This is a genomic window from Devosia sp. Micro-HW1 (genome assembly GCF_056341075.1).
On record NZ_CP094375.1, the window covers coordinates 2,142,327 to 2,164,656 of the forward strand.

Below are 22,330 nucleotides of genomic sequence, written 5' to 3' on the forward strand. Positions count from 1 at the left end.
AAGTAACGCCTCGTAAAGCACGGTATTTGACTATTCAGTAGGGTTAAATGTTAGGGTTAAGCGCTGTTTAAGAAGTTTGCCCGATAGTGGTTGCAATCGACTGGTGTCGTGGCAACCCAAGGAACTTCGTCATGCGTACCTCTTTTGCAGCAGTGCTGATGGCAGGAGCCGCAGCTTTTGCAGCGCCGACCGCTCAGGCGGCGGACATTTTCTTCCCCCCCGTTATCGAGATCCCCGACGTGGATGCAGGTCTGGGCGGCGCCTTTTACCTGCGCGGCAGCGTCGCTCTCGGCGCCCACGGCGCCCACCACGCCCGTCACCCGCAGGTCGGCACGGGTGTCGACCTTTCGGTCACCCGCTGGGGCGGCGGCATGTCCGCGGGCGTCGGCGTCGGCTATGAACTGGGCAATGGCGTGCGCTTCGACGTCACCGCCGACAATTTCACGAGTGATGGCATGACGGCCACCGTAAGCGGTACGCCACCGCTGGTTGACGGTCCGCATTCGCTCAACCTGCGCTCGACCATCGTGCTGGCCAACGCCTATTACGATTATTATCTCGACGGCAACGGCCCGGGCAAAGGCACATTCGTCTATGGCGGCGCCGGCGTCGGTTTTGCCAATAACTACTATGTCCATACCACGACCCCGGGCGCCGGTCCGCAGGACGTCGTCGGTCACAACCTGACCCCGGCAGCCGCCATCATGGCCGGCTTCGGCGTCGACTATGGCGATCTCGTCGCCGATATCGGCTATCGCGGCATCTACATCAATTCGATCAGGAACGACGCGACCACCTATCCCTACGAGATCAACCACTCGCTGGCCCACGAAATCCGTGGCACAGTGCGCTACCGCTTCAACTAAGGGTGTCGTGGCGGCCCGCCACGACCGCCACGTCTTTCAAAGGCCGATGTCAGAAGACATCGGCCTTTTCTACCCTCTGGACGTTCCCCTTGCGCCAATGCTCAATTGGCAGGACACCGAAGGAGGACCGGCGTGCATATTCTCATCATTGGCGCCGCCGGCATGGTCGGGCGCAAGCTGACCCAGGCCCTGATCCTGGCGGGCGAGCTCGGCGGAAAGGCGATCACGGCGCTGACGCTGGCCGATGTGGTCACCCCGGAGCTGACGCTGGCCCAATTCCACATCTCGGCGGTCCCTGCCGATCTCTCGCTGCCCGGAGCGGCCGAAATCCTCGCCGCCAGCCGACCGGACGTGATCTTCCACCTCGCGGCCGTGGTCTCGGGAGAGGCCGAGGCCGATTTCGAGAAGGGCTATTCCATCAATCTCGACGGTACCCGCCTGCTGTTCGAAGCCATTCGCAAGGAGGGTGAGGTCGCGCCCTATGCCCCGCGCCTGGTCTTCGCCTCCTCGATTGCCGTCTATGGCATGCCCCTGCCCGCTGCCATTCCCGATGACATGGCCCATACACCCCTGACCAGCTATGGCACGCAAAAGGCCATCTGCGAGCTGCTACTGGCCGATTATTCGCGGCGCGGCTTTCTCGACGGTGTCGGCATCCGCCTGCCCACTATCGTCGTGCGTCCCGGCGCCCCCAACAAGGCGGCCTCGGGCTTTTTCTCGGGCATTATCCGCGAGCCCCTGAACGGGCAGGAATCCGTGTTGCCCGTGGACGACACAGTGCGCCACTGGTTTGCCTCGCCCCGCTCGGCCGTTGGTTTCCTCATTCACGGCGCACGCCTCGATACCATGCCGCTCGGCCAGCGCCGAAACCTCACCATGCCCGGCCTGTCGGCCACCATTGCCGAGGAACTGGCCGCGCTCGAGCGCTTTGGCGGGCAACGGGCCATGCGCCTGATCCGGCGTGAGCCGGACCCGACCATTGCCCGCATCGTCGCCGGCTGGCCGCAGAATTTCGATGCGTCGCGCGCCCTGTCGCTGGGCTTTGCCGCCGAGACCAGCTTCGACGACATCGTGCGCGTCCATATCGAGGACGAACTGGGTGGAAACCTGCCCCTCTGAAAGCACAGTCACCCTGGATGTCGTCGGCGCCTGGCAAGGGTTAATCAAATGTTGACGTGCCCCTTCCCCGCCAAACTCCGCGAGGATACAGTCCGGCCTCAGCACACCTATGGGGACGATGAGTCGGAACGGCCTGGCCGGTCTCGATGACGTCATGCGCGGGGCATGGAGGCTGGCCCGTGACGCTCGAATGCCTCCAGGGGGCATTTGACTGTGTCCAATACCCATCCCTTGATGCTGGGCGCTGGCCTGGCCGCCGCCATTCTGTTCATCGTCGTAACGCTGGTCGAAATCTGCGTGCGTCCCGGATTCTCCATCGAGCAGCACACGATTTCCATGCTGAGCCTGGGCGATCGAGGCTGGCTGATGGTGGCTACTTTCGTGATTTGCGGCATTCTCACACTGGTATTTGCCCTCGCCGTCTGGCAATTGAGCGGCGCCCGCCTCGCGGCGGGACTGCTGATGGTCTTTGGTGCCTGCTGCGTGCTGGCGGGCTTCTTCCCGACGCGCGGGGCACAGGGCTTCCCCCTGGGAACGGCCCGGAACCGCCTGCCAGACATGGATTTCAGCGCCAACCTGCACCTGATCATTGTTTCAATCGGCTTTGGCGCCCTGATCCTGGCTTGCCTCGTCCTGTCCACGCATTACTGGAGGCAGCGCGAAGCCTCGCTGGCTTCTGGCTTGCTGGCTCTCGGCCTCATCATGCCGGCCATCATCATCATGGGCATCGAGCAATGCATTCCGCGGAATGTCGCCTTCTATGGCGCCGGCGTGCTGGGCTGGCAGGTCATTGCCCTGATTGCCTGGCAGGAACTGACTGGCGGCGAAGCGGCTTCACGCGGCCCGAACAGCCATGCCGGCGTCACCGACCTCAATCGGCCCAGCCCTCAGGCGGCCCGGCGCTGGTGGCCCGACTGGAACTCGGCCAGCGGTACCGGCCGGCCGAAATAATAGCCCTGAAACTCGGCGCAGCGCATTGGCGCAGGAACTCGAACTGCTCCTTGGTCTCGACCCCTTCGGCCAGCACCACCAGGTCCAGGTCGCGGCCGAGCTGGACGATGCTGCGCGCCAGCGAGGCGCTGCGATCGCTGATGGTGACGTCCTGAACGAAACTGCGGTCGATCTTGAGCTGGCTCAGCGGCAGGCTCTGGATATAGGAGAGGGACGAATAGCCGGTACCGAAATCATCGAGCGCCAGCCCGATGCCAATGCCGCGCAGAATCTGCATCTTGGCGGCGACCAGGTCCTTGTTGCTCATCATCACGCTTTCGGTGATTTCGAGCTTGAGCCGCGTTGGGTCGATCCGGTAGCGGTCGAGCATCTGCACCACTGTCTGCTCGAAATCCTCGTCGAGAAACTGGCTGGCGCTGACATTGACCGACAGCGTCAAATGACGGGTGTCGTCGCCCTTGGACCAGCTCGCCAGGGTCTGGAAGGCCGAATCCAGCACCCAGGCGCCGATCTCGCTCATCAGCCCCGCCGTTTCAGCCAGCGGGATGAACTCGGCCGGGGAGACATAGCCCCGCCGGGGATGCTTCCAGCGCAGCAGCGCCTCGGCGCCGAGCAGGGCGCCGTCGGCGTCGACCTGCGGCTGATAGAAGAGCTCGAACTGCCGGGCCCAGAGAGCCGTCTTGAGATCGCCCGCCTGCCGGTCGGCGCGCTCGAACTCAAGCTGGAAGAAATACACGCAGCAAACCAGCATCGCCGTGGCCATGCCGGCATTGACCTAGGCGCCATAAAGGCGCACCTCGTCGGAGATCGGCATGGCGAACGGCAAGGCCTGATTGCTGCTGGCAAAGGCCACGAAGCCGACAAGGCTCGCGCCGATCAGCACCTGCTGCGTCCGCGACGGCTGGCGCTTGAAATTGAGATAGCCCACCATGGCCAGCACCAGAAAAAACAGGTGCGAGACGCGCGGCACGTCGGCGCTTGGGACATCGAAGACCACACACAGAAGGCCGATGAAGAACAGGAACACGCCCTGTGTGTAGAGCAGCGCCCGGGCCAGTTGTCCCCGCGTCGCCAGCACCACGCCAAAGACCGCCACCGCGGCGACGACAGATTGCGAACTCGCCAGAAACCAGTTGCCCTGAAGGCCGAAGAACGCGGTCCAGAGCAGGCTGAGCACGGCAACAGACAGGGCAACCCAGCGATAGGCCAGGATGAAGCGACCCGAATATTGGGTCGCCGCAAGACGTGAATGGACCGATGGACTTGTGTACACCGCGCTTCTCTTGGGCGTTCTGCGACCTCTCCCAAGAAGTTCGCTGTTGATCTCGCCCGAATCTACGCAGATGCACTTAAAATAATGTGAGCGGGGTAAAACACCCCCGCTTCACTCTATTCAGGCGCCAGTCACGCGCCAGATGACATCGCCCACATCGTCGGCCATCAGCACGGCACCATCGCCGGCCAGGGCCACGCCCACCGGACGACCGTAGGAATACTGCTCGTCGGGGGAAAGGAAATCCTTGAGGATTTCGCGCGGCATGCCGACCGGCTTGCCATCCTGGAATTCCACGAAGGCGAGCTTGTAGCCCGAGAGCTTGGAGCGGTTCCACGATCCATGCTGGCCAATGGCCATGCCGGCGGCAAATCCGGGCAGCGTGCCGGCGGGCAGCCAGCACAGGCCCAGTGAGGCAGTGTGCCCGCCCAGAGCATAATCGGGCTGAAGGGCCGAGGCGACCTTGGCCGCATCCTGGGGCACGCGGTCATCGACCACCCGGTTCCAGTAGCAATAGGGCCAGCCATAGAAACCGCCATCGACCACCGAGGTCAGGTAATCGGGCGGCGTTTCGTCGCCCAGGCCATCACGCTCATTGACCACGGTCCAGAGCTGGCCGCCCACCGGCTCCCAGGCCATGCCGACCGGATTGCGCAAGCCGCCGGCGAAGATGCGCGACTGGCCGGTCAGGAGGTCGAGCTCGTGGATGCAGGCGCGGTTCTCTTCTGCCGCCATGCCGGCATCGCCGATATTGCTGAGCGAACCGACCGCCACATAGAGCTTGGTGCCATCGGCCGAGGCGATGAGATTGCGCGTCCAGTGACCGCCCGGGATCAGGTCCATGAGCGTCTTGCCCGGCGTCGTGATCCGGGTTTCGCCCGTCGCATAGGGATAGGCCAGAACCGCATCGGAGGCGCCGACATAAAGGGTCGAACCGATGAGAACGATGCCGAAGGGCTGGCGCACATTCTCGATCAGCACGTGACGTTCTTCCGCCACGCCGTCACCATCGGCATCACGCAGCAGCGTCACCCGGTTGGGGCTCTGGCCCGAGGCCTTGGCCCGCTTCATGGTGGCATGCATGGCATGGTCGAACAGCGAACGCGGCCCGCTGCCTTCCTCGCCCATGGACTCGGCGACGAGCACGTCGCCATTGGGCAGAACATGCATGTTGCGCGGATGCTCCAGATCGCGGGCAAAGGCATTGACCTTGAGGCCGGGCGCGGGCGTGGGCATGTGATTGCCCTCCCAGCCCTTGGCCGTCGGCATCTTGAGGGTCGGGATCTTGCCCTGAGGCTTCGGATCGGGAATGGCGGGCGTTGTGCCATAGGCAGGCGGACGCGGGCCATCGCCGGAATGGCGGATGGCGACGGCAGCGCCGCCGACAAGGGCTACAAGGCGGGCGAAGAGGCTGGTCTGGGCCATGGATCGTCTCGAACAAGCGCGGAAGGGAACAAAGGCAGGAGCGCCACGCTAGTGCCTTTGTTCCACAAGAGCCAGCCCGGCCCCGGAAATTATCACACCAAAGGCTGGGTTTGTCCGGCAGCCGCTAAAGCACTGCCAGTTCGCGATTGCTGATGGCCCTGCCATAGGCCTGCCGGATCGCCGCCTTTTTTTCCAGCGCCACGATGACCGTTTCGGAGAAATTGGTTTCGTACATTTCCGAGAGGTTGTTCAGCCCGCCGGGCGTGAAAACATTGATCTCGAGAATCTTGTCGCCGACAATATCGAGGCCGACGATGAACATGCCGTCCTGGATGAGCTTTGGCCGGACCGCCTCGGCAATATCAAGCATGGTCTGCGTCACTTCGACCGGAGCCGGACCGCCCCCCACATGCACATTGGAGCGGATCTCGCCCTTGGCCGGCACCCGGCGGAAGGCCGCATATTTGCCCTCGCGCATCAGCGGCTTGCCGTTCATGAGGAAGAAGCGCACGTCGCCCTCCCCCGCTTCGGGCATGAAGGCCTGGGCGATCAGATACCCTTCCCCGCTCACCGCCTCGAAGATCTGGTTGAGGTTCTGGTCCTTAGGCGAGGCGATCTTGAAGACATTCTTGCCGCCCGAACCCTGCAGCGGCTTGATGATGGCGCCCTTCTTCTGGCTGTCGATGAAACCGCGGATCTCCTCGATATTCTTCGAGATCAGCGTGGTCGGGCGCACAGAGGCCGGGAAGTCCTGGAAGTAGAGCTTGTTCTGTGCCTTGGCGAGGCCATCGGGATCATTGACGACAAGCACCCCCCGATCTGCCGCGAGACGCCCGAAAATCGGGCCGACATTGGCCGCCCAGGGCCGGTCGGACGCGTCCTGGGACGGATCATTGCGCAGGAACAGCACGTCGATCTCGCTGGCGTCGAAGGTCTGCCTGTCCCGGCTCGCCTGCAGGTCCTTGAAGAGGGTCTCGGGCTTCTTGTAATTGCTGGCCGGCAGGACGAGGCCGGTAACGGCGAGGCTGTCATCGGGGCGTAGGACGAAATCGCCCGGGGTCACATAGCAGATGTCATGACCGCGATTGAGCGCGGCCAGCGCCAGCACGGTGGTGGTAAAGTTCGGGGTCTCGTCTTCGATGGCATTGACGAAAAAGGCAATCCGCATGCGTTGCTCCTAGGCGGCCACAAGGTCGATGGGGGAAAGGCCGGCCCGGAGCCGGTCGAGGCGCTGATCAGCGCCCTTGAGGGAAAGAAACTGCGGGGTGACGACAGGAGGCTTGAGCAGGCCACGCGTGCTCAACTCCTGCATCACTCCGATATGCCCGGCAGCAATCTTGCCCAGCCAGAATGGCTCCAGCGACCCGCCGCCTTCGAGATATCCGAGCAGCTCCACAAGCCCCCGCAGGTAGATGGCATCCTTGGCGAGGCCGCCGCCGCGATAGACGCGCAGCGCCAGGGTAAAGGCCGTGCGTTCGGCAAAGCCATGATCCTTGATCAGCATGGAGAAGACGTCGACGAAGCTGGCGCCATCGAGCATCGCCGACACCGCCAGTACCCGCCCGGCGATCAGCCGCAGGCGCGGCACGGTCATGCCGCCGGCCAGATATTCGGCGAGCACTGCCAGCCCCTCCTGCGCCCCCTCATAGCCGGCAAGGCCCGAGCGGAACAGCAGCAGGCCATGGCCCGAGCCGTTATAGTAAGTGAGCAGATGCACCCCGACTTCGTGGCTCAACAGCGCCTCGACACGCTCCTTCGACATGGCGGTGTTGCGCGAGATCAGGAGGCGCCCATTGGACACCATCATCCCGGACGGAAGGTCGTCGCGCACTTCGATCCGGGCCGAAAAACTGCTCGACTGCCCGGCATAGCGCTCGATCATCGCCTGGGCCCGGCGCTCGACGAAACGATAGTCGACATTTTCCGCTTCATTCTTGCTGCGGCTGACTGCCGTTGCCTCGAGGATGTCGCCGGCGGCAGCGAGGAGCCGCGGCTCGACCGAGCGATAAAGCGCCCGCCCCAGTTCGCGAAACCGGCGCGTGCCGCGCGCCTCGAGCATGGACAGTTGCAGGTCCAGCTCCTGCTGCTTTTCCTGATAGAGCGCGCTCAGTACGGGATCCTCGAAACGGTCGAGATTGATGGCCCAGAGCGCCCGCTTGGCCTCCGATATGTCCACGCTGAGCGGTCGATAGAGGAAGGTGGGCTTGCGTTGAAAAGCGCTGGCCTTGAATTCATCCCAGGCCGGCTCGGCATTGATGGGCGTGACGGCGAGCAGGAAATCGAAGCGCGAAGCCACATCGTCAACGGCCCGGTCGGCCCGGCTGACCGTATCGAGGAACACCCGCCGCCCAAGGGCGCGGTGGCTGACCGGGGAAAGACTGGTTTCGGCGCGGATGAAGCGCTGGGCGGCCCGCAGCGCGCCATCGAACACCGCTTCGACCAGCCGCTCGCGCAGTTCGGGATAGACCGCGCGGGACCTGGGCACCTTGTAGATGGGGGCAAAGCGGACCGTCAGCACCGGATATTTCGGCAGCTTCTGGGCGAGGCCCGCATGGCGGTCCTCGACCATGTCCTGGCGGATGATCCGCGGGGCCCGGTAGCGCACGTCGACTTTTTCCATCGCCCCGACGAAATCGGCCTGGGCGGCCTGCATGGTGGCCCCCGACGTGGCGGAGACACTGACCTCGAATGGCGCGAGGTAGGGCGCGTCCTCGGCCAGGTCATCCTCGGCCAGCTCACCGATATCGATGACCAGAAAGCCGCCGAAGCGCTCCGCCATGGCGGCGCCGACAAGGGAAATCACCCTGGCCGCATCGGTACGATTGCGCACCAGCAGATGCGCCGAGTTGGCCATGACCGCAGCCCGCGCAGCCGGATCGGCCCGTCGCCCCACATGCACGGCGAGGAACGGCATGGGACGGTCCATATAGAGCCGTCCGCGCCCGCCCAGGTCAAGGCGGATCGGCCCGTCGCTGGCGAGACATTTTTCGATTTGCCCGAGGTCGAGACCGGCGGATCTGGCCTTGCCGCTCATGCCCGCGCCTCGAGGGTATCGAGCAGGGTGGGCAGGCTTGCGGCAATGGCGGCGCGCAGCTCGGCGATCACCATGCGATCCGGCGCTCCGGTCCACTCGTCCATGAAGACCTTCTTGAATTCGACGGCGATGGCGCAGCCCGTCTCCGGGAAATGCTCATGCACGAAGCGGGTCTGTTCGCCCCGCCCCTCGAAGGCGACATTCTCGCGCACGTCGAGCTTCTGGCCCATGACCGTCTGTTTGCGCAGCACGGCCATGAACGGGTCGAGCACATGCGCCCAGCGGGCCCGGTCCATGGAGAAGGTGCCGATATTGATGACCGGCGCCTTGTCCGGGTCGGTGGGGGCCGCATCGGCCCCGTTCCGGCGATGATTGTAGCTGTGCATGTCGAGCAGCACGAAACGCCCATGCTCGGCCACGATGCTTTCTAGGAACGCCTTGAGCATGGCGTAGTAGGCCGCGTGCTGGGCGAGGAGGGCATTGAGCCGCTCCCCTTCCGGCGCAGTGTTCCAGACATGTAACCCCCAGGCCTGTTCGGGGGTCAGGTAGACCGCGCCCTCGGCAGGCCGGTTGAGATCGACCTCGAAACGCGAGCGATGCACGACGACGCGATTGGCGATGTCCTGGATCATCTCCGCTGTGAACGGATCCTCCTCGCGCAGCCTTCCGGCTTCGTCGAGGGCCATGGTCTCGACAAGGTCTGGCCAGACATGGTGGCCATCGTGAATGGCAGTACCGACAAGCGGAGAGCGCCCCCTCTCGAAAGACCAGAGGGCGCTAAGGGATGTATCGGTGACAGGAGTGACGCTCTTATCCATGCCGCCTTTAACGTGCGGCATGAATTGCGGGTTCCCGTAAGGCTTAGCCGCGCCGGTCTTCGGACGCGAGACCGGGCCTTTGCGCGTCGGTCCAGAGCGAGCGTGCCGGCACCGCGGCCGGATTGTAGCGCGTCTTGAAGCGCTCGGCGATTTCCATGGTTTCCTCGAGCAGTTTCTGGTCGAGCAGGATCGGATCGAGTCCGAGCGCCCTGAAGGTGGCGTTGGACGCCCAGAGAGCGTTCTCGGCGGCCTCTTTGCGCGGATTGTCGACAAAGGCGACCTTGGCCCCGGTCATGCTGGCGACCAGGCTTGCCAGCGCCCGCACCTGCCGCGTTTCGGCGATCTGGTTGAGGATCTTGACCCGCTGGCCCCGCTGAGGCGGATTGTCGATGGCAAGGCGCACGCAGCGCACCGTATCCTGAATGTGGATGAAGGCACGCGTCTGCCCGCCCGTGCCATGCACGGTCAGGGCATGATCGACCACCGCCTCCATGAGGAAGCGGTTGAGAACCGTGCCATAGTCGCCGTCATAGTCGAAACGGTTGATCAGCGCATCGTCCAGGCGCGTCTCCTCGGTCTGGGTGCCCCAGACTATGCCCTGATGCAGGTCGGTGATGCGCAGCTCGTCATTGCGGGCATAGAACTGGAACAGCAGCTGATCGAGCGACTTGGTCATGTGATAAACCGAGCCCGGCGCGGTGGGAAACAGGATCGAGCGGTCATGCTTGTCGCCATCCGGGCCCCGAACCAGCATATCGAGATAGCCTTCGGGGATTTCGAGCCCGGCCGCGTCATAGCCATAGACGCCCATCGTGCCCAGATGCACGAGATGAATGTCGCGCCGCGCCTCGACCAGCGCCACCAGCACATTGTGGGTGCCGCTGACATTGTTGTCGACCGTATAGGTTTTGCGTCCGGGAGAGCTCATCGAATAGGGCGCAGCCCGCTGTTCGGCAAAATGCACAACCGTGCCGGGCAAGAACGTATCGATGACCGCCATGACATCGCGGTAGTCGCCGGCCACATCGACCTCGAAGAATTCGATGTCCCGCCCAGACACCGCTTTCCAGGCCGCCAGTCGCTCGTCCATCGGCGCAATGGGCGTCAGGCTCTCGGTCCCCAGTTCGGCATCGATCCTGCGGCGCGAGAAATTGTCGACGATGCCGACCTCGTAGCCATGAGCGCTCAGATGCAACGCCGTCGGCCAACCGCAGAAGCCATCTCCACCCAGAACCAGGACGCGGGCCATGGCATTTCCTTTCGTCAAAGGCCGCCCGCTACCGGGCGGGGATTGCGCCCCCGCTCGACTATTTCGGTCAGCCCGGTGTTAACGCGCCGTTAATTTCCGGCGCGAGATTTGTTCCAAGGGCCGAGATAAAGCAAAGGACCGTCACCGTATCCAAAAAGTGACGACATCGACAAAATTCACTCTACGCTCAACCTGGAGCACTACACATCTTGCAGACCTTGGTTAAAGTGGATTCCGGGCATCCAGGAGGATGAGACGTGTCGGATATTATTCTTGATCTTGAGCAACGCGCCTACGAGGCCGCTCTACTTCCTGAATTCTGGCCCGAAGTCCTTGAACGTCTGAGCGATTTTGCCGGAGCTGCTGGAACCGGCCTCGTCACCCTCAATGAACGCGGCGCGCATATCCTCTGTTCGCCCTCTCTTGACGAGGCGCGGGCCCATATTCTCGAGGGCAATTACATGGCCCGTAGCGGCCGCGCCGAAGCCGTGATGCGCAAGGGCCTGGTGGGCCATCCCCGCTTTCTCAACGAGCACGACTATTACGACAGTCTCGACGATGCCTCGTCAGACCCCATCGTGCGGGACGTGTTCCGGCCACGTGGCATGGGCTGGGCTTCGGGCTTCCTGATGCGCACGCCCGAGGACGACATGCTGATCCTCAATGTCGAGCAGCATTACGACAAGGGCCCGATCACCGGCGACGCGCTGGCGGCGCTCAACAGTGTCTATTCCATCTTCGCGCGCTCAGCCATGATCACGGCACGGGCGGACCTGGCCCGCGTCCGCACCACGATCGAAACCCTTGCCGATCTGGGTCTGCCGGCGGCCGCCGTGACCCCTTCAGGCCGGATCACCGTCGCCAATGAGCTGTTCGACACGGCCGGTTCGGTCTGGACGACGCGCATGAGCGAGCGCCTGGCTCTGCTCGATCCAGGCGCCAATGCCAGCCTTTCCCAAGCGCTCGAAACCCTCGGCTCCAACCATGGCCAGCGCTCAATCCCGCTGCGCGACAGCCAGAGCAACCTCATCGCCGGGGTGATCCAGGTGATCCCCATTCGCCGCGCCGTGCATGACATTTTCGGCAGCTCTTCGGCCATCGTCGTGCTCAATCGCACCCGCACCACGCCGGATGCGCGGCTGGTCCATGCGCTGTTCGACCTCACACCGGCCGAAATCGGCGTCGCCGAAAAGATCGCCGGCGGCCAGTCGGTCAGCCAGATCGCCGCGAGTACCGGGCGGAGCCTCGCCACCATCCGCAACCAGCTCAAGTCGGTGATGGAAAAGACTGGTACCAGCCGCCAGGCCGAGCTGGCGCTCTTGATGACCCAGCTCTCGATGCCCGCGGGCGGCGGCGGAAGCTAGACAGACAAAAGGGCGCCCCGCGGCGCCCTTTTCAATCCGTACCGGGATCAGAAATCCCAGTCTTCGTCCTCGGTCGAGATGGCCTTGCCGATGACATAGCTCGAGCCCGAACCCGAGAAGAAATCGTGGTTTTCGTCCGCATTTGGCGACAGAGCCGAGAGAATGGCGGCATTGACCTTGCAGGCCTCGGGCGGGAACAGGGCTTCATAACCCAGATTCATCAGCGCCTTGTTGGCATTGTAGTGGAGGAATTTCTTGACGTCCTCGGCGAGGCCGACGCTGTCATAGAGTTCCTCGGTATAGCGCGTCTCGTTGTCGTAGAGCTCGAGCAGGAAGTCGAAGGCGAAGTCCTTGATTTCCTGCTTTTCGGCCTCGGTGAGGCGCTCGACTTCGCGCTGGAACTTGTAGCCGATGTAATAGCCATGCACGGCCTCGTCCTTGATGATGAGGCGGATCAGGTCGGCCGTATTGGTGAGCTTGGCGCGGCTCGACCAGTACATGGGCAGGTAGAAACCAGAATAGAACAGGAAACTCTCGAGGAAGGTGGAGGCCACCTTCTTCTTGAGCGGATCGCCGCTCTCATACTGGGTGAGGATCATCTGCGCCTTGCGCTGCAGAAACTCGTTTTCTTCCGACCAGCGATAGGCGTCGTCCACGTCGGGCGTCAGGCACAGGGTCGAGAAGATCGACGAATAGGAGCGGGCATGCACCGCTTCCATGAAGGAGATGTTGGACAGCACCGCTTCTTCATGCGGGGTCTGCGCATCGGCCATCAGCCGTACCGCGCCGACGCCATTCTGGATGGTGTCGAGCAGAGTCAGGCCGGTGAAGACGCGGATGGTGAGCTGCTGCTCCTCCGGCTTCAGCGTGGCCCAGCTGGGGATGTCGTTCGAAAGCGGCACCTTCTCGGGCAGCCAGAAATTGGAGGTCAGGCGGTTCCAGACCTCGAGGTCCTTTTCATCCTGGACACGGTTCCAGTTGATGGCGCGCACGCGGGACAGGGGTTTGACGTGGACGTTCATGCTCAATGTCCTCTAGAGCGCGCAGGAGACGCAGCCCTGCACTTCCGTGCCCTCAAGGGCAAGCTGGCGCAGGCGGATGTAATAGATGGTCTTGATGCCCTTCTTCCAGGCGTAGATCTGCGCCCTGTTGATATCGCGGGTGGTCGCGGTATCGCGGAAGAACAGGGTCAGCGACAGGCCCTGATCGACATGCTGGGTCGCCGCTGCATAGGTGTCGATGATCTTTTCCGGGCCGATCTCATAGGCATCCTGGTAATATTCCAGGTTGTCATTGGTCATGAAGGCGGCCGGATAATAGACGCGGCCGATCTTGCCTTCCTTGCGGATCTCGATCTTGGAGACAATCGGGTGGATCGAGGAGGTCGAGTGATTGATGTAGGAGATCGAGCCGGTCGGCGGCACGGCCTGCAGGTTCTGGTTGTAAAGGCCGGTCATCTGCACCTTGGCCTTGAGGTCGCGCCAGTCTTCCTGGGTCGGGATATGGATGCCGGCCTTTTCGAACAGTTCGGCAACGCGGGCCGTCGCGGGCGTCCATTCCCTGTCGGTATATTTGTCGAAATAGCTGCCATCGGCATATTTGGACTTGCCGAAATTCTTGAACGTCTCGCCGCGCTCGGTGGCGATCAGGTTCGAGGCGCGGATGGCGTGATAGGTCACCGTGTAGAAATACATATTGGTGAAATCGACGCCTTCTTCCGACCCGTAGAAGATGCGTTCGCGGGCGAGATAACCATGGAGGTTCATCGCCCCGAGGCCAATGGCATGGCTTTCAGCATTGCCCTTGGCGACCGAGGGCACCGAGGTGATGTTGCTCATGTCCGAGACGGCTGTCAGGGCGCGGATCGAGGTCTCGATGGTCTGGCCGAAATCATCAGAATCCATCGCCATGGCGATGTTGAGCGAGCCCAGATTGCACGAAATGTCCTTGCCCATATGCTCGTAGGAAAGGTCCTCGTTATAGACCGAGGCGTCGCTGACCTGGAGGATTTCCGAGCAGAGGTTGGACATGGTGATGCGCCCGTCGATCGGGTTGGCGCGGTTCACCGTGTCCTCGAACATGATGTAGGGATAGCCGCTCTCGAACTGGATCTCGGCGATGATCTGGAAGAATTCGCGCGCCTTGATCTTCTTCTTCTTGATGCGCTTGTCCTCGACCATCTCGCGGTACTTCTCGGTGACCGAAATCTCGGTCATCGGCACGCCATAGACGCGCTGCACGTCATAGGGCGAGAACAGGTACATGTCCTCGTTATCGCGGGCCAATTCGAACGTGATGTCGGGGATCACGACGCCGAGCGACAGCGTCTTGATGCGGACCTTTTCGTCGGCATTCTCGCGCTTGGTATCGAGGAAGCGCATGATGTCTGGGTGGTGGGCATGCAGATACACGGCCCCCGCACCCTGGCGAGCGCCAAGCTGGTTGGCATAGGAGAAGCTGTCTTCGAGCAGCTTCATGACCGGCAGCACGCCCGAGGACTGGTTCTCGATCTGCTTGATGGGGGCGCCCATCTCACGGATATTGGTGAGGCTCAGCGCCACGCCGCCGCCGCGCTTGGAAAGCTGCAGAGCCGAGTTTATGGCCCGGCCGATCGATTCCATATTGTCTTCGACGCGCAGGAGGAAACACGAGACGAGCTCGCCGCGCTGCTTCTTGCCGGCATTGAGGAAGGTCGGGGTCGCGGGCTGGAAACGGCCGGAAATGATCTCGTCGACGAGATTGCGGGCCAGCACTTCATCGCCGCGGGCCAGAGCCAGCGCCACCATGCAGACGCGGTCTTCATAGCGCTCAAGGTAGCGCTTGCCGTCAAAAGTCTTCAGCGTGTAGCTGGTGTAATACTTGAAGGCGCCGAGGAAGGTCGGGAAGCGGAACTTCTTGTCATAGGCGTAATCGTAGAGATCGCGCACGAAGTTGAAGCTGTAGTGATCGAGCACGTCCTGCTCGTAATAGCCTTCTTCGACGAGATAGGTCAGCTTTTCCCGCAGATTGTGAAAGAACACCGTGTTCTGGTTCACATGCTGCAGGAAATACTGGTGCGCCGCCTGCTTGTCCTTGTCGAACTGGATCTTGCCCTGGTCATCATAGAGATTGAGCATGGCATTGAGGGCGTGGAAGTCGAGCGACTGATCCTGGCCCTGACCCTTGGCGGGGCGTTCTTCCGTGCGGTCTAGTGTGAGCGTATCCAAAACCGTTCCAGTCCCTGTCTGACATTGGCGACGTCCTCATCGGTGCCGAAAAGCTCGAACCGGTAGAGGAGCGGCACGGCGCATTTTTGCGAGACGATGTCGCCCGCAATGCAATAGCCCGTGCCGAAATTCGTGTTGCCCGCGGCGATGACGCCGCGGATGAGATTGCGGTTGCCCGCGATATTGAGGAAGCGGATCACCGGCTTGGGCACCGCGCCCTTGCCGTCGCCGCCCCCATAGGTGGGCAGGACCAGCACGAAAGGTTCGTCCATCACCGGTGGCTCGCTCAAAGCGTCCACCGGCAACCTGACCCCGCCCACGCCCAGCTTTTCGACAAAGCGATGGGTGTTTTCCGAGGTGCTGGAATAATAAACGAGGCCGCCCATGCTGACGCCCTACCCCGTTTCAGAATCAGGCCAGCGCGCCGATCATGTCGGGGCGGAAACCGGCCCAGTGGGTATCACCGGCGACGACGACCGGCACCTGGCGATAGCCCATCTCTTCGACACGCGCATAGGCGTCGGCGTCGGCGGAGATGTCGACCACGGTGTAGTCGAGGCCCTTGCGGTCAAGCGCGCGGGTGGTCGCGGTGCACTGGACGCAGGCGGGCTTGCTATAGACGGTGATGTTCATCAATTTCCCCAAGCTGGTATTCGGTGCGGGGGCAGAGGACGAGACGACAGGGCTGGGCTGAACCCGGCACAGATCGCCGCCGCCCGGAAACCCCGCCGGTGGACGTATGTGTTGAGGCAGGTCTCCTGGCTCGCGGATCGGCATTTCTGTTCGGCCTTCCCAGGTCACTGGAACCCAGTGGCACACGCGAACAGAGACTCACCGCTGACAGTTGCGGGGGCAGCTCCGGAATGACCAGCCGCTGCACACGCCTGACGCACCGAATTCCCGTCTTAGCCTCCACCCCTTGGGAGCGAAGGAACCTTCAACGCTACATATAGTATGTGACAGGACGGATTCGTCAACGCGCCAGACGCGTCACATGACCGCCATGATTCGCGTTTTTGGGCTTGATTTCGCTAAGCCCTGATTCGCCATGGGAGAGGCGGAAAGCATGTGCATCGCTTCACGCGCTCGTGAACCAGAATGGGTGTCCGCACGGCCAGGCATGGCGGGAACCAACCGCGACCGCCTGGGTTAGAGGTGGTGCGTTTCACGCACGCGCCCGCGCCAGTGCGGCATGGCTCGCCCATGAGGGTCGGGCCGGCGGGGTGCCCACTGTCGTCTTATTCCGAGCGGCCCGGTCAGCGGGGCATGGAGGACGGGCATGAGCATCGAATTCTATGACCGGCATGGCTCGGCATGCCTCTATTCTGATGACGATGAGCACCTCTATGCCTGGGACGGCGTCCCCATCGGCTATTTCTATGGCGACCATGTCTATCTGTTTTCCGGCGCCCATTTCGGCTGGTACACGAAGGGGTGGATCGTCGACAACCAGGGCTACCGCATCTATTTTTCGGGAAGCGCCAGGGGTGGCCCGCTGACGCCAACACCGCGGCCCACACCATTCAAGCAGATCAAGCAGCCCATGCCTTTCAAAGAGAACCGCGCGCCCATGCCCGTCAAGCCGCTCGCAAAGAATGCCTGGGCTGACTATGCCTGGTAGAGCGCGTGCCGCATCGGGAGCATTGGGTGCCATCATGCTGGTCCTGGCCACTGGCGCACCGTTGATGGCCGAAGCGACGGGCCAGGACGCTGACAAATCGTGTTTTGGCCTCGCCGGGCGCGACATCTGTATTGCGGAGGACAACTACCGGACTGATGTCTGCCGCGCCATCGAAGCCTTCGCCACCCATTGGGAACTGCCGGTCGCCTATTTTGCCCGCCTGATCTGGCAGGAAAGCCGCTTCGATCCCTTTGCCCTGAGCCCCGCCGGCGCCCAGGGCATCGCCCAGTTCATGCCGACCACTGCGGAGTTGCGCGGCGTCGTCAACCCGTTCGATGCCGCCGAGGCCATGGCCCGCTCGGCCGAGTATCTGCGCTTTCTTGAACTCAAGTTTGGCAATCTGGGGCTGGCGGCAGCCGCCTATAATGGCGGTGAAGGGCGCATGGGGCGCTATGTGGCCAATGGCGGGGTGCTGCCTGCCGAGACGCGTGAATACGTCATGATCGTCACCGGGCACCCGGTCGACCACTGGCTGGCGGGCACGGTGGGTGAGGTTGATTATACCCTCGACCAGTCGAGTGACTTCCAGACCGCCTGCCTCGACATGGCTGCCGCCGTCCGCCCGCCCGATCTCACCGCCAGCCCGGCTCAATGGCAGCCCTGGGGCGTGCTGATCGCCCAGACCGCCTCGGCCGACCTGGCGCAGAACAAGTTCCAGTCGACCCAGAGCCAGTTCGCTGGCCTTTTGGGCAGCGAGCAATTGATGCTGATCACCGCGCGCAATCCGAAGTTCTCCAACCAGTTGCGGTTCTCGGCCATGGTCGGACGCCAGAGCCGGGGTGAAGCCGAGGACCTCTGCCAGCGCCTGCTTGCCGCCGGGGGAAATTGCATCGTGCAGAAGAACGCCCCCTGACCTCCACCGAATCCCCATTGACGAGCGCCCCCGCCCGGGCGTATTTCCGGCCTCAGGACACCTCGCCCTAACGCGAGGCGCATAGGCCTGGGAGGGCCGCTTGATATGGCTGAAATGCCTCAAACCGCACCGGCGGTGAAACCGGCTAATCCAAATTTTTCGTCGGGTCCGTGTGCCAAGCGTCCAGGTTGGACGATTGATGCGCTTGCCGGTGCCCTGACCGGCCGCTCGCATCGTGCCAAGGTCGCCAAGGCCCGCATCCAGCAGGCCATCGACCTCACCCGCGAACTGCTCGAAGTGCCCGCCGACTATCGCATCGGCATTGTCCCCGCCTCCGATACCGGCGCGGTGGAGATGTTCCTCTGGAGCGCCCTGGGCGCCCGCGGCGTCGACATGCTGGCCTGGGAATCGTTTGGCGCCGGCTGGGTCACCGATGTGCAGAAGCAGCTCAAGCTCGATGACGTACGTGTGCTCGAAGCGCCCTATGGCGAGCTGCCCGACCTCACTCAGGTCGATTTCAAGCGCGACGTGGTCTTCACCTGGAACGGCACCACTTCGGGCGTCCGCGTTCCCGATGCCGACTGGATTCCGGAGAACCGCGAAGGCCTCACCATCTGCGACGCCACCTCGGCTGCCTTTGCCCAGAAGCTTGATTTCCAGAAGCTCGATGTCGTCACCTTCTCCTGGCAGAAGGCTCTCGGCGGCGAAGCTGCCCACGGCATTCTCATCCTCTCGCCCCGCGCCGTCGAACGGCTCGAGACCTACAAGCCCGACCGTCCGCTGCCCAAGATTTTCCGCCTGACCAAGGGCGGCAAGCTGATCGAAGGCATCTTCAAGGCCGAGACCATCAATACCGTCTCGATGCTCTGTATCGAGGACGCCATTGACGCGATGCAGTGGGGCCTGAAGATCGGTGGTTTGCAGGCCATGCAGGCGCGCGCCGATGCCAATTTCGGGGTTCTGGCCGACTGGGTCGAAAAGACCGACTGGGTCGATTTCCTCGCCAAGAAGGCCGATCAGCGCTCGAACACTTCGGTGTGTCTCTCGATCGTCGATCCTGACGTCGTGGCGCTCGATGCCGACGGCCAGGCCGCCTTTGCCAGGGCCATTGTCGCCCGCCTCGACAAGCTCGGCGTTGGTTATGACTTCGGCTCCTACAAGGACGCTCCGGCGGGCCTTCGGATCTGGGCCGGCTCGACCATTGAAGCCTCCGACCTTGCGGCGCTGACCCCGTGGCTCGACTGGGCCTTTGCTCAGGAAAAGGCCGCGCTGAAGGCAGCTGCTTAAGACGCTTTCGCCCACGCGACGCCATTCGCTCTTTCGTCATTGCCGGGCTTGTCCCGGCAGTCCATGGACCACCGGGACAAGCCCGGTGGTGACGATGGTGGGGAGGCGACGGCAAGACACATTCATGCGGCTCCTCAGGTCCAGGACCTGGCTCCGCAGCCAAAAACCGGAAAAGCCAAAATGCCCAAAGTTCTCGTTTCCGACAAACTGAGCCCGACCGCCGTCCAGATCTTCAAGGACAATGGCGTCGAGGTGGACTACCTGCCGGACCTCGGCAAGGACAAGGACAAGCTGTTCGAAGTCATCGGCCAGTATGATGGCCTGGCCATCCGTTCGGCCACCAAGGTCACCGAGAAGATCATCTCGGCCGCCACGAACCTGAAGGTCGTGGGCCGCGCCGGCATCGGTGTCGACAATGTCGATATTCCGGCGGCCACCAAGAAGGGCATCATCGTGATGAACACGCCCTTCGGCAATTCGATCACCACGGCCGAACATGCCATCGCCATGATGTTCGCCCTGGCCCGCCAGCTGCCCGAAGCCGACGCCTCGACCCGCGCCTCGAAGTGGGAAAAGAACCGCTTCATGGGCGTGGAAGTCACCAACAAGACCCTGGGCCTGATCGGCGCCGGCAATATCGGCTCGATCGTTGCCGATCGCGCGCTGGGCCTCAAGATGAAGGTCGTGGCCTTCGACCCGTTCCTGACGCCCGAACGTGCCCAGACCATGGGCGTGGAAAAGGTCGAGCTCGACGAGCTGCTGGCCCGCGCCGACTTCATCACCCTCCATACCCCGCTGATCGACGCCACCCGCAACATTCTTAATGCGGAAACCCTGGCCAAGACCAAGAAGGGCGTGCGCATCATCAACTGCGCCCGCGGCGGCCTGATCGATGAGGCCGCGCTTTACGATGCGCTCAAGTCCGGTCATGTGGCGGGCGCTGCCCTCGACGTGTTCCTGGTCGAACCGGCCGAGAACAATCCGCTGTTCGAACTGCCCAACGTCATCTGCACGCCCCATCTGGGCGCCTCGACCACCGAAGCCCAGGAGAACGTCGCCCTGCAGGTGGCAGAGCAGATCTCGGCCTATCTGATGACCGGCGAAATCACCAATGCGCTCAACTTCCCGTCCATTTCGGCGGAAGAAGCCCCGATCATCACCCCCTGGGTCAAGCTTGCCGAGACCCTGGGCTCGTTTGCCGGCCAGCTGACCGAGACGGCCATTTCGGGCATCAAGATCGAATTCGAGGGCACCCCGGCCAGCCTCAACATCAAGCCGATGATCGCCGCCGCCATCAATGGCGTGCTCAAGCCCTCGCTGGGCGACATCAACATGGTCTCGGCCCCGCAGATCGCCAAGGATCGCGGCATCACCGTGGAAACCACCACCCGCGACCAGCAGGGTGCCTATGAAGGCTATATCCGCCTGACCGTGACCACCGAACGCCAGACCCGCGGCATTGCCGGCACGCTGTTCGTCAATGGCAAGCCGCGCATCATCCAGGTCAAGGACATCAACATGGAAGCGGAAATCACCCCGCACATGCTCTATGTCACGAACGAGGACAAGCCGGGCCATATCGGTCGCCTCGGCACCACGCTGGGCGCTCTCAATATCAATATTGCCAACTTCAACCTCGGCCGGGCCGAAGTCGGTGGCGACGCCATTGCCCTGGTCTCCATCGACGGCACCCTGACCGACGACCAGCTCGGCCAGATTGCCAAGCTCGAAGGCGTCAAGCAGGCCAAGGCCCTCAAGTTCTGAGAACCAACACACGACCACCTTAAAGGCGGCCATTGGCCGCCTTTTTTGATTGCAAAGACCATTCCGCACCGTCGAGACGTGCCGAACCACCGGCCGGCGCGTATGCCTCCGGGTCATATTGGTGATGGAAGCCCCGAGACGGCTTTCGTCCCTGGAGTTTTAGTTTAGTGAGACGCAAGTCGCCTCGGGGCGTCGGGATTTCCGGCAGGGGGTTTCGCTAGGGCCGGCTTGTGCCGGAATTTCCCATCCCCGGACCCACGCCCCGTAACGATTCAGGGTGCCCCGACTGTCGCCGGACGGTTGATCGTTGCAACCCCATCTCCACCCGGCTGATGGGATGAGAATACGGGAGGTTTGGGGGGCGGGGATAATTATATACGTGGAGCACTGGATTGCCCGGTCCATCTTTCCGTCCTAGACGGGACGCTACCCCCGCCGCGCCGCCCATTCGGCCAGGACAATGCCCGAGACGATGATGGCTGCCGCCACGAAATGATAGGGCTGCAGGCTTTCGCCCAGGATGATGACCGAGCCCAGCGTCCCGAAGACCGGGATGAGATTGTGGCTGGGCGCGGCGCGGTTGGGGCCGACCAGTTCCACCCCGCGCGCATAGGCGACCTGGCTGAACATTGAGGGAAAGATCGCCACATAGGCGATGACGGCCCAGACCGTGGGCGAGGCATGGGCCAGCGTCGCCACTTGGCCCAGCCCGCCGCCGAACAGAGCCAGCATGATGACGGCGCTGATCGCGGCACCGAGAAAACTCACGGCCATGAAGCTCATGATATGGACTTGCGGCCGGAACCGCAGCCCGAGCGTATAGGCGGTATAGGCCAGGCACGCGAGGATGACGAAGCCGTCGCCGATATTGATGTCCATGGTCACAAGCCGGGCCGGATCACCATGGGTTGCGGTCAGGATCACCCCCGATATGGCCAGGATCACCCCGATGACCTGGATCAATTTTGCCCGCACCCGGAAAACGATGAAATTGGCGCCCAGGATCAGCATGGGAAGCGATGCCTGCTCGATCGCTGAATTGACGGCCGTGGTATATTTGAGCCCGACATAGAGAAAGGCATTGAACAGCGCATAGCCGACAATGCCGAAGGCCATCAGCACCGGCCAGGTGCGGCGCACCACGGACCAGTCGCGCTCGAGGTGGCGCCAGCCAAAGGGCAGGATGAAGGCGGTGGCCAGCACGCAGCGGCAGGCCAGCAGCAGGAAGGGGTCGATTTCGCCCACGACGAGCTTGGCCGCCACCACATTGCCGCCCCAGAACAGCGGCGCCAGGACCAGAAGCAGGTAGGGCTGATCGAGAATACTGGCGAAAATGCCGCTGTTTTGGTGTGTCTGCGGCTTTGTCATTGTCGTCGCGGTGATGTAAGGACGTCAGGACTTAACAGTTATTCGGCCACAATCAAACCCGACAAAGGTGGC

Annotated in this window: 20 protein-coding genes and 1 riboswitch; of the genes, 8 read left to right on the forward strand and 12 right to left on the reverse strand. The window is 62.7% G+C overall.

Annotated features, from left to right (window positions below; genetic code table 11):
- Positions 1-131 precede the first annotated feature (131 nt).
- The 3 genes from MQW79_RS10165 (at position 132) to MQW79_RS10175 (ending at position 2,936) form a co-directional block, all read left to right on the forward strand.
- Positions 132-866 (forward strand): outer membrane protein, encoded by a 735-nt coding sequence (locus MQW79_RS10165; RefSeq protein ID WP_476584374.1) that lies wholly within the window; start codon positions 132-134, stop codon positions 864-866.
- A 132-nt stretch (positions 867-998) separates the two neighbouring features.
- Complete coding sequence (gene denD / locus MQW79_RS10170) at positions 999-1,985, forward strand: D-erythronate dehydrogenase (protein WP_476584375.1); 987 nt, start codon at positions 999-1,001, stop codon at positions 1,983-1,985.
- A 213-nt stretch (positions 1,986-2,198) separates the two neighbouring features.
- Entirely contained in the window at positions 2,199-2,936 is a 738-nt protein-coding gene (locus MQW79_RS10175; protein ID WP_476584376.1) for a DUF998 domain-containing protein, read from the forward strand.
- Here MQW79_RS10175 and MQW79_RS10180 read toward each other — a convergent pair.
- The 7 genes from MQW79_RS10180 to MQW79_RS10210 form a co-directional block, all read right to left on the reverse strand.
- On the reverse strand, positions 2,857-3,699 hold the full coding sequence (locus MQW79_RS10180) for a putative bifunctional diguanylate cyclase/phosphodiesterase (RefSeq protein ID WP_476584377.1): 843 nt from the start codon (positions 3,697-3,699) through the stop codon (positions 2,857-2,859). The two genes, MQW79_RS10175 and MQW79_RS10180, sit on opposite strands and share 80 nt — an antisense overlap.
- A gap of 12 nt (positions 3,700-3,711) precedes the next feature.
- A complete protein-coding gene (locus MQW79_RS10185) occupies positions 3,712-4,209 on the reverse strand; it encodes a hypothetical protein (protein WP_476584378.1) in 498 nt (165 codons plus the stop codon).
- A gap of 120 nt (positions 4,210-4,329) precedes the next feature.
- Positions 4,330-5,634, reverse strand: a complete 1,305-nt coding sequence (locus MQW79_RS10190; protein WP_476584379.1) for a PQQ-dependent sugar dehydrogenase — start codon at positions 5,632-5,634, stop codon at positions 4,330-4,332.
- A 124-nt stretch (positions 5,635-5,758) separates the two neighbouring features.
- Positions 5,759-6,802 carry a glutathione synthetase gene (locus MQW79_RS10195; RefSeq protein WP_476584380.1) on the reverse strand — a complete coding sequence of 348 codons (1,044 nt, stop codon included), beginning with the start codon at positions 6,800-6,802 and terminating at the stop codon, positions 5,759-5,761.
- A 9-nt stretch (positions 6,803-6,811) separates the two neighbouring features.
- Positions 6,812-8,668 carry a flavohemoglobin expression-modulating QEGLA motif protein gene (locus MQW79_RS10200; RefSeq protein ID WP_476584381.1) on the reverse strand — a complete coding sequence of 619 codons (1,857 nt, stop codon included), beginning with the start codon at positions 8,666-8,668 and terminating at the stop codon, positions 6,812-6,814.
- Entirely contained in the window at positions 8,665-9,486 is an 822-nt protein-coding gene (locus tag MQW79_RS10205; protein WP_476588215.1) for an N-formylglutamate amidohydrolase, read from the reverse strand. The genes MQW79_RS10200 and MQW79_RS10205 overlap by 4 nt, the downstream gene beginning before the upstream one ends.
- Positions 9,487-9,529: 43 nt before the next feature.
- Positions 9,530-10,735, reverse strand: a complete 1,206-nt coding sequence (locus MQW79_RS10210) for an NAD-dependent epimerase/dehydratase family protein (RefSeq protein ID WP_476584382.1) — start codon at positions 10,733-10,735, stop codon at positions 9,530-9,532.
- Positions 10,736-10,992: 257 nt separating this feature from the next.
- Here MQW79_RS10210 and MQW79_RS10215 point away from each other — a divergent pair, with 257 nt between their 5' ends.
- Entirely contained in the window at positions 10,993-12,099 is a 1,107-nt protein-coding gene (locus tag MQW79_RS10215) for a helix-turn-helix transcriptional regulator (RefSeq protein WP_476584383.1), read from the forward strand.
- 47 nt (positions 12,100-12,146) lie between these two features.
- Here the strand turns inward: MQW79_RS10215 and nrdF are convergent, their stop codons facing one another.
- Genes nrdF through nrdH form a run of 4 tightly spaced genes read right to left on the reverse strand, consistent with a single transcriptional unit; the run spans position 12,147 to position 15,938 of the window.
- Positions 12,147-13,121, reverse strand: a complete 975-nt coding sequence (gene nrdF / locus MQW79_RS10220; RefSeq protein WP_476584384.1) for a class 1b ribonucleoside-diphosphate reductase subunit beta — start codon at positions 13,119-13,121, stop codon at positions 12,147-12,149.
- Between the two features lie 12 nt (positions 13,122-13,133).
- A complete protein-coding gene (gene nrdE, locus MQW79_RS10225) occupies positions 13,134-15,305 on the reverse strand; it encodes a class 1b ribonucleoside-diphosphate reductase subunit alpha (protein ID WP_476584385.1) in 2,172 nt (723 codons plus the stop codon).
- Positions 15,287-15,691 (reverse strand): class Ib ribonucleoside-diphosphate reductase assembly flavoprotein NrdI, encoded by a 405-nt coding sequence (gene nrdI, locus MQW79_RS10230; protein WP_476584386.1) that lies wholly within the window; start codon positions 15,689-15,691, stop codon positions 15,287-15,289. Before nrdI ends, nrdE begins: the two co-directional genes overlap by 19 nt.
- Before the next feature lie 25 nt (positions 15,692-15,716).
- Entirely contained in the window at positions 15,717-15,938 is a 222-nt protein-coding gene (nrdH, locus tag MQW79_RS10235) for a glutaredoxin-like protein NrdH (protein ID WP_476584387.1), read from the reverse strand.
- A 98-nt stretch (positions 15,939-16,036) separates the two neighbouring features.
- A riboswitch (cobalamin riboswitch) is annotated at positions 16,037-16,259 on the reverse strand.
- Between the two features lie 325 nt (positions 16,260-16,584).
- Here nrdH and MQW79_RS10240 point away from each other — a divergent pair.
- From MQW79_RS10240 to serA, 4 genes are all read left to right on the forward strand, one after another.
- Positions 16,585-16,926, forward strand: coding sequence for a 4-fold beta flower protein (locus MQW79_RS10240; protein ID WP_476584388.1), 342 nt, complete (start codon positions 16,585-16,587; stop codon positions 16,924-16,926).
- Positions 16,927-16,960: 34 nt separating this feature from the next.
- A complete protein-coding gene (locus MQW79_RS10245; protein ID WP_476584389.1) occupies positions 16,961-17,839 on the forward strand; it encodes a lytic transglycosylase domain-containing protein in 879 nt (292 codons plus the stop codon).
- Between the two features lie 114 nt (positions 17,840-17,953).
- Positions 17,954-19,126, forward strand: coding sequence for a phosphoserine transaminase (locus MQW79_RS10250; protein ID WP_476588216.1), 1,173 nt, complete (start codon positions 17,954-17,956; stop codon positions 19,124-19,126).
- 180 nt (positions 19,127-19,306) lie between these two features.
- On the forward strand, positions 19,307-20,890 hold the full coding sequence (gene serA / locus MQW79_RS10255) for a phosphoglycerate dehydrogenase (protein WP_476584390.1): 1,584 nt from the start codon (positions 19,307-19,309) through the stop codon (positions 20,888-20,890).
- A gap of 426 nt (positions 20,891-21,316) precedes the next feature.
- Here the strand turns inward: serA and MQW79_RS10260 are convergent, their stop codons facing one another.
- On the reverse strand, positions 21,317-22,258 hold the full coding sequence (locus MQW79_RS10260) for a DMT family transporter (RefSeq protein WP_476584391.1): 942 nt from the start codon (positions 22,256-22,258) through the stop codon (positions 21,317-21,319).
- Positions 22,259-22,330: the final 72 nt, after the last annotated feature.

What these genes read in the sequence shown, in the direction of transcription:
- MQW79_RS10165 (WP_476584374.1), top strand. Translation starts at nt 132, where the DNA reads ATGCGTACCTCTTTTGCAGCAGTGCTGATGGCAGGAGCCGCAGCTTTT.
- MQW79_RS10180 (WP_476584377.1), bottom strand. Translation starts at nt 3,699, where the DNA reads ATGGCCACGGCGATGCTGGTTTGCTGCGTGTATTTCTTCCAGCTTGAG.
- MQW79_RS10190 (WP_476584379.1), bottom strand. Translation starts at nt 5,634, where the DNA reads ATGGCCCAGACCAGCCTCTTCGCCCGCCTTGTAGCCCTTGTCGGCGGC.
- MQW79_RS10195 (WP_476584380.1), bottom strand. Translation starts at nt 6,802, where the DNA reads ATGCGGATTGCCTTTTTCGTCAATGCCATCGAAGACGAGACCCCGAAC.
- MQW79_RS10200 (WP_476584381.1), bottom strand. Translation starts at nt 8,668, where the DNA reads ATGAGCGGCAAGGCCAGATCCGCCGGTCTCGACCTCGGGCAAATCGAA.
- MQW79_RS10205 (WP_476588215.1), bottom strand. Translation starts at nt 9,486, where the DNA reads ATGGATAAGAGCGTCACTCCTGTCACCGATACATCCCTTAGCGCCCTC.
- MQW79_RS10210 (WP_476584382.1), bottom strand. Translation starts at nt 10,735, where the DNA reads ATGGCCCGCGTCCTGGTTCTGGGTGGAGATGGCTTCTGCGGTTGGCCG.
- nrdF (WP_476584384.1), bottom strand. Translation starts at nt 13,121, where the DNA reads ATGAACGTCCACGTCAAACCCCTGTCCCGCGTGCGCGCCATCAACTGG.
- nrdI (WP_476584386.1), bottom strand. Translation starts at nt 15,691, where the DNA reads ATGGGCGGCCTCGTTTATTATTCCAGCACCTCGGAAAACACCCATCGC.
- nrdH (WP_476584387.1), bottom strand. Translation starts at nt 15,938, where the DNA reads ATGAACATCACCGTCTATAGCAAGCCCGCCTGCGTCCAGTGCACCGCG.
- MQW79_RS10240 (WP_476584388.1), top strand. Translation starts at nt 16,585, where the DNA reads ATGAGCATCGAATTCTATGACCGGCATGGCTCGGCATGCCTCTATTCT.
- MQW79_RS10245 (WP_476584389.1), top strand. Translation starts at nt 16,961, where the DNA reads ATGCTGGTCCTGGCCACTGGCGCACCGTTGATGGCCGAAGCGACGGGC.
- MQW79_RS10250 (WP_476588216.1), top strand. Translation starts at nt 17,954, where the DNA reads ATGCCTCAAACCGCACCGGCGGTGAAACCGGCTAATCCAAATTTTTCG.
- serA (WP_476584390.1), top strand. Translation starts at nt 19,307, where the DNA reads ATGCCCAAAGTTCTCGTTTCCGACAAACTGAGCCCGACCGCCGTCCAG.
- MQW79_RS10260 (WP_476584391.1), bottom strand. Translation starts at nt 22,258, where the DNA reads ATGACAAAGCCGCAGACACACCAAAACAGCGGCATTTTCGCCAGTATT.